Annotated in this window: 13 protein-coding genes and 1 tRNA gene; 6 read left to right on the top strand and 8 right to left on the bottom strand. The window is 70.0% G+C overall.

Going from position 1 to position 13,863, the window contains the following annotated elements:
- Positions 1-92: 92 nt before the first annotated feature.
- Positions 93-659 (bottom strand): TetR/AcrR family transcriptional regulator, encoded by a 567-nt coding sequence (locus tag JNB61_RS17380; protein ID WP_220340459.1) that lies wholly within the window; start codon positions 657-659, stop codon positions 93-95.
- A 64-nt stretch (positions 660-723) separates the two neighbouring features.
- Between JNB61_RS17380 and JNB61_RS20325 the strand changes: the two genes are divergently transcribed.
- The 4 genes from JNB61_RS20325 (at position 724) to JNB61_RS17365 (ending at position 2,416) form a co-directional block, all read left to right on the top strand.
- Positions 724-846, top strand: a complete 123-nt coding sequence (locus JNB61_RS20325; RefSeq protein ID WP_262927527.1) for a hypothetical protein — start codon at positions 724-726, stop codon at positions 844-846.
- A complete protein-coding gene (locus JNB61_RS17375) occupies positions 846-1,334 on the top strand; it encodes a hypothetical protein (RefSeq protein WP_220291506.1) in 489 nt (162 codons plus the stop codon). The genes JNB61_RS20325 and JNB61_RS17375 overlap by 1 nt, the downstream gene beginning before the upstream one ends.
- A gap of 321 nt (positions 1,335-1,655) precedes the next feature.
- Positions 1,656-1,868 carry an SHOCT domain-containing protein gene (locus tag JNB61_RS17370; RefSeq protein ID WP_223214934.1) on the top strand — a complete coding sequence of 71 codons (213 nt, stop codon included), beginning with the start codon at positions 1,656-1,658 and terminating at the stop codon, positions 1,866-1,868.
- 38 nt (positions 1,869-1,906) lie between these two features.
- Positions 1,907-2,416, top strand: a complete 510-nt coding sequence (locus JNB61_RS17365; RefSeq protein ID WP_220291502.1) for an SRPBCC family protein — start codon at positions 1,907-1,909, stop codon at positions 2,414-2,416.
- 48 nt (positions 2,417-2,464) lie between these two features.
- On the opposite strand, the gene JNB61_RS17360 is transcribed toward JNB61_RS17365, so the two are convergent.
- From JNB61_RS17360 to JNB61_RS17330, 7 genes are all read right to left on the bottom strand, one after another.
- Positions 2,465-2,552 (bottom strand) — tRNA-Ser (locus tag JNB61_RS17360).
- A 41-nt stretch (positions 2,553-2,593) separates the two neighbouring features.
- Positions 2,594-4,873: a transglutaminase family protein gene (locus JNB61_RS17355; RefSeq protein ID WP_220340458.1), complete on the bottom strand. Its 2,280-nt coding sequence runs from the start codon at positions 4,871-4,873 to the stop codon at positions 2,594-2,596.
- Positions 4,860-6,119, bottom strand: a complete 1,260-nt coding sequence (locus tag JNB61_RS17350) for a DUF58 domain-containing protein (RefSeq protein WP_220340457.1) — start codon at positions 6,117-6,119, stop codon at positions 4,860-4,862. The genes JNB61_RS17355 and JNB61_RS17350 overlap by 14 nt, the downstream gene beginning before the upstream one ends.
- 7 nt (positions 6,120-6,126) lie before the next feature.
- Positions 6,127-7,152 carry an AAA family ATPase gene (locus tag JNB61_RS17345; protein ID WP_220291488.1) on the bottom strand — a complete coding sequence of 342 codons (1,026 nt, stop codon included), beginning with the start codon at positions 7,150-7,152 and terminating at the stop codon, positions 6,127-6,129.
- A gap of 148 nt (positions 7,153-7,300) precedes the next feature.
- Positions 7,301-7,834, bottom strand: a complete 534-nt coding sequence (locus tag JNB61_RS17340) for a hypothetical protein (RefSeq protein ID WP_220340456.1) — start codon at positions 7,832-7,834, stop codon at positions 7,301-7,303.
- 3 nt (positions 7,835-7,837) lie between these two features.
- Positions 7,838-9,925, bottom strand: coding sequence for a primary-amine oxidase (locus JNB61_RS17335; protein ID WP_220340455.1), 2,088 nt, complete (start codon positions 9,923-9,925; stop codon positions 7,838-7,840).
- 43 nt (positions 9,926-9,968) lie between these two features.
- Positions 9,969-11,444, bottom strand: a complete 1,476-nt coding sequence (locus JNB61_RS17330) for an APC family permease (protein ID WP_220340454.1) — start codon at positions 11,442-11,444, stop codon at positions 9,969-9,971.
- Between the two features lie 210 nt (positions 11,445-11,654).
- Between JNB61_RS17330 and JNB61_RS17325 the strand changes: the two genes are divergently transcribed.
- Positions 11,655-13,154 (top strand): APC family permease, encoded by a 1,500-nt coding sequence (locus JNB61_RS17325; protein ID WP_220291479.1) that lies wholly within the window; start codon positions 11,655-11,657, stop codon positions 13,152-13,154.
- Positions 13,147-13,845, top strand: coding sequence for a helix-turn-helix domain-containing protein (locus JNB61_RS17320; protein ID WP_308291290.1), 699 nt, complete (start codon positions 13,147-13,149; stop codon positions 13,843-13,845). The genes JNB61_RS17325 and JNB61_RS17320 overlap by 8 nt, the downstream gene beginning before the upstream one ends.
- The last annotated feature ends 18 nt before the right edge of the window (positions 13,846-13,863 follow it).

Raw genomic sequence — 13,863 nt, 5'->3', positions numbered from 1 at the left:
GACAATGACGCCTAAGGCTGCCGGCTACCGCTTCTGACCCGCATCGTACGCCGCACCGCGCTACCCGAAAAGAGGTCATCGGAGCGGCGAAGTCAGGGGGCGGATTCGCCCCTTATGGTGCCCACGACCAGTCTCGAAAGCCGCAGTGCGGAGGACGGCGCAGGCAGCAATGCTGTCGCGCCCAGTGATGCGATGGCATAGGCGGCGAGCTCTTCGGACGATAGATCGGTGCGGGCGCGGCCGGCTCGGGCGTCGTCCGTGATGATTTCCTTCACCAGTTCGCGCAGTTCCGCTTCTGCGGGTGCGAGGCGGGACGCCTCATGCATGGCGCCGTCGTCGCCATGTCGATGGCTTCGGATCCGCGCATATCCCGCCAGAACGGCATCCAGCCGCGTCTCCGCCGCAGTTTCGGCTGCGATGGCCCTGAGCCGCTGCAGGTGGCGGGAGACCTCCCTGTGCTGCCAGGCGGACAGTGCGGAAGCGACATCAGGAACATACCGGTAGAGCGTTGCCCGCCCGACGCCGCTGGACTCGGCCAAAGCGGTCATGGTCACGCCGGTCGGCCCGTGGCGGTGCACCAACTCCGCGGTGGCGTCGAGAATGGCGTCGAAGACGACGGAGCGGTGCTCCGCGATCGTCTCACTCCACAGCTTCGGCATACGTGAATGTTAGCCCGGATCGATACACTTTGACTCAAGCCGTGCGATATGTATTAATAAACCCGTGAGCGAAAAGACACCGCCCGTTCCGCTCTGGGTCCTTGTCGTCGGGGGAGTGATGCTGGCGGCCGTGGTCGTGGTGGTGGTTCTTCATCTGACCGGCAACGGGATGGCGGGCATGCACTGATGCCCACCAGGCGGCCTCGGCTGATCGCTGTTACGCGGGCGGTCCACGTCATTGTCTCGATCGGGTGGATCGGCGCCGTCGCGGTCTTCCTTGGGATCGCGATTCTCGGGTCGAGCTCGGTAGACGCCCGCCTCTACGCGGGCATCTACGCTGCGCTGGCCGTCTCAGTGTGGACCGCCATCGTCCCCCTCGCGATCCTGGCGCTGGTGAGCGGGGTGACCCTGTCGCTCATCACGCCGTGGGGGCTCCTGCGTCATTACTGGGTGGTCTTCAAGCTGGTGCTGACGACTGGTGCGACACTGTTGCTCCTCGTTCACACGAGCGTCGTCGACGCTGCCGCGTCGTCCGCGTCGCGCGATGCCGCCCACGTGTTGCAGTTCCGGCTGCAGCTCGTCGTCGACTCCGCCTTGGCGCTGGGCGTGCTTGCCGGCATCACGGTGTTGGCGTATGTCAAGCCGCGAGGGCTGACGCCGTGGGCGAAACGGTAGCCTCTCCAACGTCACGTGCCAGTCGTCCCCAGTTCCCCGGGGTGGGCAGCGCTGGGACAGCTCGGGTCCCGCCATGATCACCACCGCGGAATCAGCCAGTTCGTGTCGCCGACAGCAGCAAGACCCGACTGAGGACCGAGAACCTCCGCGTCGCGTGGGACGAGCTCAGCGGGCAAACTCGACTACGGCCCGCACCGTACGTGGCGGGACCTTCGACCTGTCGAGTCCGCCCGCGATCGGAGCAGGATATCTGTGAGGCGTCCAGTTGTGTGACGCCCGAGGAGGTCACTCATGATGTACGGAGTTTTCGGGTGGGGGTGGATGTGGATCAGCATCGTCCTCCTGCTGCTCGTCCTAGCGGCGCTCGTCGTGGTGATTGTGCGCCTCTTCACGCTGGGGCCGTCCAGCCGATCCAGCACGGCGTCGGCTCCTTCCAGTTCTGCACGTCAGATTGCTGAAGAGCGCCTCGCGCGCGGCGAGATCAGCCCGGAGGAGTTCAGACACATCGCTGGCGCTCTTGAGCGACCCAGCTGAGGCGTCCCGCGCGTTCGCGGAAGGTTGCTGCCATAACCATGAAAGAGCCCCGCTCCCAGGTGTACGAAAAGCACGCCGAGGAAACCGCCGATATCGCCTGCTCACCGCAAGAGCTGTTTGAGTTCCTCGACGACCACCGCAACCTGTCGCTCCACATGAAGTCGGGAAACGGGTCACCGATGATGGGCGGCGGGCAGATGCAGCTCGTCTTGGGCGAAGATGCCGGCAAGGAAGTCGGTGCGCATGTCATCATGCGCGGGCGCGCGTTCGGGTTCGACCTCTATCTCGACGAAGTCGTCACCGAACGAGTCCCCGCCCAGACGAAGATCTGGCAGACCGTCGACGTAGACCTCGTCGTCATCGGAGCGTATGAGCTCGGCTTCCGGATCCATCCGCGCGATTCGGGGAGTCGACTCACGGTTTGGATCGACTACGACATGCCCGATCGGCGCAAGTGGCTGGGCCGACTTGGGGGCCCTGCCTACGCAGGATGGTGCGTACGGCAGATGATGCGCTCTGCGGTCTCCCATTGTGGTCGACCTGCCTAGAGGCCAGCGATACTCATCTCGTGATCCCCCTGTTTCCAGGCAGAACGGTGGCGGAGGATGGGGGATTCGAACCCCCGAGGGCTTGCACCCAACACGCTTTCCAAGCGTGCGCCATAGGCCACTAGGCGAATCCTCCAGGAGGCCCCGGAGGGCCGCCGACCATCCTACCCTGCTCGGCTACCTTGCCCGAACCGGGGCGCTTGCGGCGTACACGCTGCCCGGGCGGATCACCAGCGAACGTGGCGCGAGCAGCGCCAGAATACGGCGTGAAGGCGGCACCGATGCGAGCAGCGAGGTGCGGACGGATGCTGCGGCATCGGCCGCCGCGTCTCCCATCCAGTACGAGCGGGTGCCGGTGCGTGAATAGCTGGCGCGCTCGATCGCGAGCAGGACGGTGTTCATGTCGGAAGTTGAGACCCCGTGTTCGGCGACGAGCCTGCCGGCGAACGCGCGCGGAGTCTCGCTCGCCGGCGCAGGGATGCCGACATCGATCGCGGCCTCCTGGACGGACTGCCACGCGGCCGCAGCGTCGCCGCTTCGGGCGGCGGCATCCTGCTGCCGGCGGCGCAGCTCACGGATGAGGAAGGGGAGCGCGAGCAGCACGACCACGGCCGCCACCACGCCGAGGATCGGGAGTGGGTCGAGGGCGTCCTGGGCAGACGCGCCGGACGCGTTCTGGCGCTGCTCCTCCAGGTCGATCTCGGCCTGGTCACCACGGGCTGTCGGAGTGGGGCCCGACTGCGGGGTCGAGGCATCGGGATCGGTGGTCTGCCCTGGCAGCGTCAGCTCCGACGAGAAGGTGGTCGGAACCCCGAGACCGGAAGTCGGCTCGAACGGGATCCACCCGATGCCGTCGAAGAACACCTCGGGCCACGCGTGAAGCTGTGAGCTCGACACGGAGAAGACCGGCTGCCCGTCGATGGAGTCGGTGGTCGGAGTCCCCGGCAGGTACCCCACGACGATGCGCGAAGGCATGTGGAGCGTGCGTGCCATCAGTGCGAACGCCGACGCGAAATGGATGCAGTAACCCTGGCGGACATCGAGGAACCGGGCCACCGCCTCCGCGCCGCTGCCGTCGAAGTCGTCCTCGACGGGCGCTTCGAGCGAGTAGCTGAAATCGGTGCCGCGGAACCAGCGCTGCAGCGCGGTCAACCGGTCGTAGTCGGTGGTGGCGTCAGCAGTCATCTGCACGGCGAGCTCGCCGATGATGGGCGGGATGTCTTCAGGCAGCTGCGTCGTCTCGTCGCGCACCTGCGAGCCCACCGACACCGCCGCGCGCACCTGCTCAAGCGACGGCCGGGGCACGTTGTACGCCACCTCGTACGACTGACCCTGGGTCGAACCGCCGCTCGTGGCGACCGTGTGGTTGTACGGGACCGCGCCCCACAAGCCCCCGCCGAGACCTGTGATCCCCACTGCCGGGTAGGGCACCGGCGCCCACTGCGAATCGAGGTTCACGACGTCGACCTTCGCCGTGTACTCGCCGATGCGGATGTCTTCGTCGGAGTCCACGACCCCGAACGCGCGCTCGCTCTGGAGCGACACCGTCTGTGACCGATCAGGCTCCCACACGCCGCCGTCGAAGCTCGAGAGCGTCGTCGCGCGCAGGTACGGGACCGAGGGGGCGTTGGTGCGGACGCGGAGCACTTCGGTCTCCTGCGGCCGGCGCAGATCGTCGCCGAGCGCCAGCGTCGCATCGATCCCCGGACCCGGGCCGAGGCCAGACCCCGCCCGCACACCCGGCTGCGGCAGCACGGGCGTCGCGACGACGGCCACCACGATCGCGATCGCGCCGATGCCGAGTGCCGTCGCAGGCACGCCGGCAGTGCGCTCCGCCTCGCGCTCCACCGGCTTCTCGCGCGAGCGCGTCTCGGAGCGCAGCAGGAAGAGGATCGTCACCGCGAGGAACACGAACCCGATGACGTCGACCTCGCTCGGCGCGGCGATCGCCGGGATGAGCGACACGGCCACGATCCCGACGGAGGCGAGCAGCGGCATCCGTGCGGTCACCACCACGTGGTCGACGATGATCGTGAGCAGTCCCATGGACCCCACCACCACGAATGCCAGCGACAGCGTGGGCTCGAGCGGCGCGGAGCCGACGGTGATCTCCTCCATCGCGGCCTCGACCAGAAGCGGCACGGCGCGGAAGGTGTCGAGGGTCGGGATCACCCACAGCAGGGCGGTGTCGCGGAGGAAGACCAGGGTCATGAACACGACCCAAACCCCGACCTCGATGAGCGTGACTGCGACCGCCGGGAGCCGGTAGAGGCGGGCGGTGTAGCCGGCCGCGAGCACCATCGCCGACAGAGCGAGTGCGGCGACGAGCCACCACCCCGGCTCGACGACCCGGACGACCGGCAGCAGCGCCGCCAGCAGCGCCGCGAGGATCGCGAACGTCAGCAGCAGCTCGCCGCCGCGGGCGCGGACCCGGCGCACCGGTTCAGCCGAAGACATGGTGCACTCCGCGGCCGATCGCGTTCGCCCACGCCAGACCCAGGTCGCGGTCGGGGCCGACACTCGCCACGTGCCAGCCGTGATCGGCGGCGATGTCGAGCGCATCGCCCATCGGGGCCGCCGAGAGGAGGAGCGGCAGCGTGCTGTGGTGCGAGACCGGGCCGACCGCCACCGCGTCGGCGGGGTCGAGCCGCCCGACGATGAGCACGATCGGTCCCGTCGACGCGCCCGCGAACAACCGCGACAGGCGTGGGAGAGCGTCGTCGCGGTGCGCGGTGATCGTCGCGAACCGCACGAGCATCGCGTCGACCTCGGTCATGTCACCACCGTCGATGCGGTCGACGAGCACGGTGCCCTCGGTGTCGAGCACCTCGACCGCGTATCCGTCGTGAACGAGCCGCGCGACCGCAGAGACGCACGCAGAGATGCCGGCCTCGAAGCCGGGGTCGGAGCCGGGAGCGCGCAACGCCTCGGGGGACCAGCGCAGCGCGGCACGGTCGAGGACGACGGTGGCCTCAGGCGTCGACTCCTGCTCCTCCTGGCGCACCATGAGCTCGTCACGGTGTGCGGTCGCGCGCCAGTGGATGCGTCGCATGGAGTCGCCCGGGGCGTACGGGCGCGCGACGAGGTTGTCGGAGCCCTGGCCGAGCTGGTCGGTCGTGGTGTGCAGCATGCCGCCCGTGGCTCCCGCGTAGTCCACGAGTGGCGGCAGATCGATGACCGCCGGGGCCACCGTGACCGGTGTGCGCTGGCTGAACACGACGGTGCGCCGCGCGAGCCCGAACGGGTCGCACGAACGCACGGTGAGCGGTCCGATCGAGTGGATCCCGCGCCGCGCGCCGGTGATCGTGTACACGAGGTCGATGCTGCGGGCTCCGCCGCGCTCACCGCCGCGAAGCCCGGAGCCGAGCGCGGGGAAGGCCCCCTCGGCCTTGCCGCGCAGCCCCTTGGGCAGTGCGTCGCGCCAGGTTCCCGGCGCCGTGGGCAGCGCTGTCCGCACCTCGACCCTCACCGCCACGCGCGCCTCGCGGCCGACCGAGACGACGTCCGGGACGAGCGCCCGGGTGACGGCGTCGGAGCGGCGCCCGACGTACAGGGATGCGATGCTGGCGATCACGACCGCCAGCAGCAGGATGCCGAAGTACATCAGCTCCACGATGCTCGCCTCGTTCGCCACGATGAAGCACGTGATCGCGAGGACCAGCGCTCCGGTTCCCCGGACGGTCAGCGGCCACACGCTTCTCATCGTTCTGTCACTGACGTGCGGCGATCGGCACCCGCACACTCGCGGCGATGCGCTCGAGGATCGTGGCGATCGCATCTGCGGCACTCGACGCGCGGGCGCCGCCCGCGGCGCGGGTCGGAATGAGCCGGTGCGCGAACACCGGGGAGAGCAGGGCTGTGATGTCGTCGGGAATGACGAAGGCGCGCCCGTCGAGCGCGGCCCACACCTTGGCCGCCCGCACCAGCTGCAGCGTCGCGCGCGGGCTCGCGCCCAGGCGCAGATCGCTGTGCGTGCGAGTCGCCTGCGCCAGCGCCACGGCGTAATCCTCGATGGCCGGCGCAACATGCACCGCGCGAGCCCACGCGACGAGCCCGCCGACCTCGTCTGCCGACACGACCGGGGCGAGCTGCTCGAGCGGGTTGACGGTGTCGCGCTGACGCAGCATGAGGGCCTCCGACCGCGGATCGGGGTAGCCCATCGAGATGCGCATCATGAACCGGTCGCGCTGCGCCTCGGGGAGCGCATAGGTGCCCTCCATCTCGAGCGGGTTCTGCGTCGCGACGACGAGGAACGGCTCGGGCACGAAGTGCGTGCGGCCGTCCACGGTGACCTGACGCTCCTCCATCGCCTCCAGCAGCGCGGACTGCGTCTTGGGGGACGAACGGTTGATCTCGTCCGCGATCACGATGTTCGCGAAGATCGCACCCGGCTTGAACTCGAACTCGCGCTCGACCGGGTTGAAGACGCTCACGCCGGTCACGTCGCCCGGAAGCAGATCTGGGGTGAACTGGATGCGGCGGACCGTGGCGTCCACGGACGTCGCCAGCGCACGCGCCAGCATGGTCTTGCCGACGCCGGGCACGTCCTCGATGAGGAGGTGCCCCTCCGCGAGGAAGCACACCAGGGCGCTGCGCACGGCGTCCGGCTTGCCGTCGATGACGCTGCCGACCGCGTTCAGGATCGCGTCGGTGACGCGGGCGAACTCCTCGGCGGTGAGGGCGCCGAGCGCACCCGGGCCTCTCGATGCAGCATCCGTCATCGCGGTATCGACCATCGCCGGCTCCTGGTTCCGCCCTCGAACGAGAGGGTCGCGGGTGGGTGCGGGCTCCCTCGCCCACGCGACCGATCCTAATCGCGCCGTTATCGGATCGGTATCGATCGCGCTGGGAGAACACTGGGATGCCGCGGCCCGGCGTCGGCGGCTACATGGACACCCCCACCGCCATGAGCAGCACCGAGATCCCCATGCAGATCAGCTGAGCGCGGTCCAGGGGCCGATGAGACCGGAGAACGAGGAGTGCCGACAGCGCGGCGTACGCGACCGCGCCGCCCAGCAGCAGCGCGGCAAGCAGCGCCCCGCCACCGGCGCCGCCGTGGGCGTGCGCCGCCGCGGCGGTCGTGGCGGCGGACGGCGGGGTCATGCCGACCTGCAGCGCGGCCATGGCGACCAGCCCGAGCCCGGTGTGGACCGCCATCGGGCCCGGCGCCGATGCGGCGCGGCCGCCGGCCCCACGGCGCGGGCGCTGCCAGGCAGCCAGCGCCATCGCCGACCCGAGGAGCACTGCCGCCCAATACACCGGTGCCACCAGACCGGTGATCGCCGCGTCGAGCATCGCGATCAGCATGAGCGCCGATGCGACGGCGTCGGACCACCGCGCCCGGCCGCGGTCGGCTGCCACACAGCAGGCGCCGATCGCGGCCGGGGCGATGGCCCAGGCGTGGAGCAGTTCGGTCACGGATCAACCGTGGTGGTGGTGCGCGCCGTGCGCGTGACCGTGCGCGCCCGTGTCGTGCCCGTGAGCGCTCGTGTCGTGCCCGTGCGCCCCAGGCGTGGGACCGTAGCCGCCCGTCGCGCCGTGCACGTGGCCAGTTTCCGCCGAGCAGTGCGCGGCCGCAGGGGCGGGCACGTTCAGCGCGGGGTTGCGCTCGAAGAAGTTGTACGGCTTCAGCGTGAACTTGGCGTAGTCCATCGGCATGACCGGCCAGTCCTCGTTGCGGGGGAAGTGCGTGAGCCCGAACGTGTGCCACAGCACGACGTCCTCGCCGATCAGCGGCTCATCGCCCGCGATGAACGCGGGGATCCCGCCGCCGCCCGGGTGCTGGTTCACGAAGTCGCCCGCCGCGTAGCGCTCTGCGGGGTCGTACTTGGTGACGAACAGGTTCTTCGTGGCGAACGCGGCGCGCGAGGCGATGGAGGACTCGTCGTCGGCGAGCAGCACAGGGGTCTCGGTCGGGAACAGCACGTACGAGGTCGGCTGGCCCATCGACGTGGTCTTGTCGGTCGAGGCGATCTGCCACACGCGGTTGCGGGCGCCGTCGGCGACCCGGCCCGATTCCTTCTCCGACGCGATCGGCGTGACGCTCTTCGTGAAGGCGTTGCCGGCGGGATTCGCGGGTGAGATCGGCACGCGCACCGCGTCGATCTCGTTGACCACGTTCGCAACGCCGTCGACGGTCATGTCGAGCCGTGCCGAGAACAGATGCTGGTGGTACGGCGCCCCGAGGCCTGGAGCCACCTCCGATGCGAAGGGGTACGGTGATCCGTCCTCGCTCAGCCCCGGGTAGGCGGACGTGAAGAGGATGCCCGTGAGCTTCGCCTCGCACTCGATGGTGCCGTCGAGGTAGAGGTACCAGAAGAAGCCGTAGTCGTAATTGCCGACGGTCGTGAAGAACGAGATCACCAGGCGGCGCGACCGGCGCACCTCGGCGGCGCCCGTGAAGAGGTCGGTGTGCTTCCAGAGCGACCCGAAGTCCTCTTCGTGCATGCACACGCCGTTGCGCACGGTACGGGGCATCCCCAGCTCGTCCGCGAGGGTCGCATCGACGTACGTGATGTCGCCGACGCAGTCGCAGCCGAGCTCGAGCTCGTTCGTGTAGCGACCGAAGAGGTACTCGCCGGTGTCGAAGTAGTTCTGCCAGAACCGGTTCGGCTGCGGGTCGGCGTAGGGTACGACCATCTCGCTGATCGACCCCCGGTACATGACCGGGCGCCCGGCGAACGAGAGCTGACGCAGGATGAGGCCCTCGCGCGTGTCGAAGCCGATGCGGAACTCCCACTCGCCCCACGTCACGTGCTCGTCGTCGACGGTGAAGCTCGACCCCTCTGGCTGGGTGATCACGATGGGCGTGAGCCCTTCGAGCGGCGCGCCCTGCAGCTCGGGGTCGTCGTAGTTGCCGCTCGTCTGCGGGATGTCGAACCCGGGGGTGTCGACGATCCTGATGACCTGCCGGGCGGCGACGTCGATGTAGGCGGTCAGCCCGTCGACGGGGTGCGCCCAAGGGTGGTCCGCGGCGTGGAACTGCTGGAACGCGAACGTGCGCAGGATGCGGCGCCCCGCTTCATCCTCGTACCCGTAGTTGCCGGCCGACAGCGGCACGAGCACGACATCGTCGGGCGTGAGACCGCGGGCGGCGAGGGCGGCGACCCACTCCTCACTCCCGTTCGCGATCACGCCGACCTCCTCGAACTCGGCGTCGAGGATGGGCAGCTGCCCGCCGGTGCCGTCGAGCTCCACGCGCGAGAGCACGGCGCCCGTGGCAAGCGACACGACCAGGTCCAGCGACAGTGCGGTCTTCATGTCGAGCAGCTGCACGCGCGCCCGGCGCTCCGGCAGGGCGCCGGTGCCGGCCTCCCACGTGAGCACCTCGGGCTTGGGTGGCTCCTCGAGCCCGACATAGGCGAACCTGGTGGCCTCGCCGGTGGTCTCGAGCCCGAGCACGATCGCGCGCACAGCCTGGATCTCGGCGGGCGTGAGAGAGGCGAGCGGATGCTGCGGTGCCGGCGGTGCAGCGAAGCCCGGGGCGGTGGCGACGTCGGTGATGGTCATGGTTCTCCTTCTGCTGCGAGGTGATGCGGGGATCGGTCGGCCGTCAGCCGGCGATCGAGTCGGTGAGCTTGGCGTAGGCGGCAGGGCGCCGGTTCTTGATCCATGCGGCCTGGGCGTAGCCGATGGCCGGGACGACCACGACGAGAGCCAGGAGGAACCAGCTGACGGCGCCGAACACCGGGTTGCCGTCGGCGTCGACATCGCCGACCATGATCGGGAAGTACGCGACGATGAGCGCGGCCGACAGGACGAGTCCGATGAACCCGAGCGCCGGGGCGATGATCGTGTTCCACGGGCGGCGGTCCTTCCTGGTGCGCGCGAAGTAGACGATGACGGCCACCGACGTCACGGCCATCAGGATCGCGATCGCGAGCGTGGCGACGCCGGCGAACCACGTGAACACCTGGAGCACGGGGTCGAGGCCCAGCACGGCGAATACGGCGATCAGCAGGGCCGCAGTGGCGGTCTGCACGAGAGACGACACGTGGGGCGAGAGGTGGTTCGCGTGCACCGCGCCGAGCCGGTCGGGCAGCACCCCGGCGTTCGCCATCGAGTGCTGGTAGCGCGTGACGACGTTGTGGAACGACAGCACGCACGCGAACATCGCCGTGATCAGCAGGATGTTCACCGCCACCTCGCCGAACGCGCCGAGGTAGCGGGCCATCGTCGCGATGATGAACGTGCCGGGATCCTCGGCGATCTTGTCGAGGACGCCGCTCGGTCCCCACGCCATGACGAGCCCCCACGAGGCGAGCGTGTAGAACACGCCGATGCCGATGACGGCGGCGTAGGTGGCGCGGGGGATGGTGCGGTTCGGATCCTTCGCCTCGTCGCGGAAGATCGCGGTCGCTTCGAAGCCGATGAAGGCGGCGATCGCGAACATGAGTCCGACGCCGGGGGAGCCGCTCGCGATGTTGGCCGGTTCGAACGGGGCGAGGCTGAGCCCCTCGGCGCCGCCGGTGGCGACGACGACGACCAGCATGGCGAGCACGATTCCGACCTCGGCCACGAGAAGCACGCCGAGCACCTTGCTCGACAGGTCGATGTGGCGGTAACCGAGCACGCCGACGACGGCGATGGTCGCCAGCGACATGAGCCACCATGGCAGGGCCGGGCCGCCGAGGGACTGCAGCGTGATCGACAGGATGTAGCCGATATAGCCGTACACCGACACCTGGATCGTCGTGTAGGTGAGCATCGCGATCCACGCGCTCGCGAGGCCGGTCGAGCGGCCGAGCCCATAACCGACGTAGGTGAAGAATGCGCCGGGCTTCGGCACGTGGCGGGTCATCGCGGCCAGGCCCACCGAGAACAGCAGCAGGATCACGGCGCTGATGGCGTACAGGGCGGGGAAGCCGATCCCGTTGCCCAGCAGCATGCCCAGCGGCGCGCCGCCGCCGATCACGGTGAGCGGGGATGCGGCGGCGACCACCATGAAGACGATGGCGGTGACTCCGAGCGAGCCGGTGAGCGTCCGCTTGGCGGACGCCTCGACCCCCTTCGATTCGAGCTGGGTCATGGCAGGACCTCCGGGCGGGTGCGGGAACGGGATGCTGCGAGCCTGGCTCCGCCGGATTGCACCGCCGCTTCACCCCTGTGAAACCTCGCGCACCCCGAGTGAGATCGGCGGCCCGGCCTGTCTCATTCGGGCGACACACGGGCGAAACACGAGGGAAGCGGCGCGGCAACCGCGCGCGCGTATCGTCTGGCACGCACCACCGGAGGCGACATGACCGCACTCGAGCGCGCGATCGCGCGACCCGACCCCGTCCACGACTTCGGAGCGCGTTCGCCGCTCGACGGACTCGACCGCCGCAGCGTCGGCTTCTTCGACGTGCTCGCGCAGTCCGTGGCGGCGGTCGCGCCTGCCGCCGCGGCGACCACGGTCGTGCTGCTCGTGGCAGGCATCTCGCCGTCGGCGACCGTGCTGTCGATACTCCTGGCCGCGGTGCTCAGCCTCCTGGTCGCCCGGACGATCTCCCAGTTCGCTCGCCGGCTCGCCGCCGCGGGGTCGACCTACACCTACACGGCCCGTGGCCTCGGCCCCGGCGCCGGCCTCGCATCCGGTGCGGCGATCCTCGTCGGCTACGGTGCCATCGCGATGTTCGCGCTGCTGGGCGGCGCGTACTACGTCACGTTCCTGCTCGAGTCGGTGTGGCCCGCGGCGGGCGGCCCCGGGACTCTTGCCGGCGTCCTGGCGGCGGAGTCGGCGTTCGTGGCGCTCGTGCTCGTGCGCGGCATCCGCATCTCCTCTCGCATCGCGCTCATGGTCGAGGTGCTCTCGGTCGCGCTGATCTCGGTCCTGCTGGTGGTGCTGCTGGTCAGGATCGGTCCGATCGACCCCTGGCGGGTGCTCGGCGTCGGGAACGCCGACCCGGCGGCGCTCGCCGCCGGAGGGGTCATCGCCCTCACCGCGTTCGTCGGGTTCGAGAGCGCATCGACGCTCGGCGTGGAGGCGCGGGCACCGCTGCGCAACGTCCCGCGCGCGATCGTCTGGACGGTGGTCCTGTCGGGTGGCCTGTACGTGCTGGCAGCCGTGACCCAGGTCGCGGGATTCGACGCGCTCGGGGCGCCGCTCGGCGAGAGCGCCTCGCCCATCAACCAGCTCGCGGCGGCGTACGGGCTCGGCGGCTGGGGGGTCGTCGCCGACATCGGCATCGCGGCATCCTTCATCGCGTGCGCCATCGGGTCGACGACCGCCCTGACACGGGTGCTGTTCACCATGGGCCGTGACGGTGTGCTGCCGGCTCCCGCCGGTCGTGTCCATCCGCGGTTCGGAACGCCGATCGGGGCGGTGGCGCTGGCCTTCCCGGTCATCGCGGGAGTGCCGTTCCTGCTCCTCGTCTGGGGGCTCGACATCCGCGACGCCATGCACGTCACGATCGCGGTGGGCGGCGCCGGCTACATCGTCGCGTACATCCTGGTCTGCGTGGCGGCACCCGTCTTCCTCCGCCGCATCGGCGAGCAGACGCTCGGGTCGACGGTGGTGGCGACGACGTCGGCGGTGGTCCTCACCGGCGCACTGGTCACGTTCTTCGCGGTCGACGCCGCCGCGGGAGGCGTCGCGGTGTGGGTCGCGGCCGCGATCGGGGTGATCTCAGCGATCGCCGTGGTCCTTCGGCTTCGCCGCGGCCCCTCCTCTCTCGCCGGCATCGGCTCGTACGACGAGCCTGTCGCATCGCAGGTGCTCGGCGGGGTCGCCCGGGGGGAGCGGACCCGCGGTGGGTGAGCGGCCGGCGTCGGGCCCGACACTGACGGCGCGCCAGCCGAAGGCGGTGCACAGTGCGCTCACGGTGCTCGAGGCGGTGGCGCACCTCGGCGCGGGAGCCACGGCCCGCGAGATCTCGCTCGAGCTCGGACTCCCGCGTGCGACCGCCTATCGCCTGCTCAACCTCCTCGTGCAGGACGAGTACCTCGTGCGCACCCCCGATCTCGCAGGATTCGCCCTCGGTGCGAAGGTGGTGCAGCTCGCCGCCGTGGCGGCAGGACCCGCGCGGCTGACGTCGGCGGCCCGCGGCGTGGTGGCGGAGGCTCGCGCGGCCCTCCGGGGCGGCGTGCACGTGGCGCTCTTCGTGGAGGGCCGCGCCTCGCTGGTCGACGCCGACCCGGACTTCCCCTTCTCGGACGAGGTCCGGCTCGCCCGGGAGCCCGAGCGGTTCGCGCTCGGACGCCTGCTGCGGATCGAGCAGGGGAGAGGGGAGGAATCGGCGCGACAGGACTTCGCCGACCTCGGCGCCACCCGCCAGCTCGGTGAGCTCGTTCCGGGCTACGGCTGCGTCGCGGTGCCTCTCCGCGATGCCGCAGGGAGCCTCGCGGGGGCGGTGGGATTCTCCGGTCCGCGCCATCGAGCCGACGACCCCTCGCAGGTGCTGTCGGTGCTGCAGCCTCTGGCCGTGCGCCTGGGTCCGCTGGTGGTGTGACGTCGGGTCTCCGCGCGA

Source organism: Microbacterium ureisolvens, from assembly GCF_019511645.1.
In the GTDB taxonomy this organism is placed as follows: Bacteria; Actinomycetota; Actinomycetes; order Actinomycetales; family Microbacteriaceae; genus Microbacterium; species Microbacterium ureisolvens_A.
This window is presented reverse-complemented; position numbering and strand designations above follow the sequence as displayed.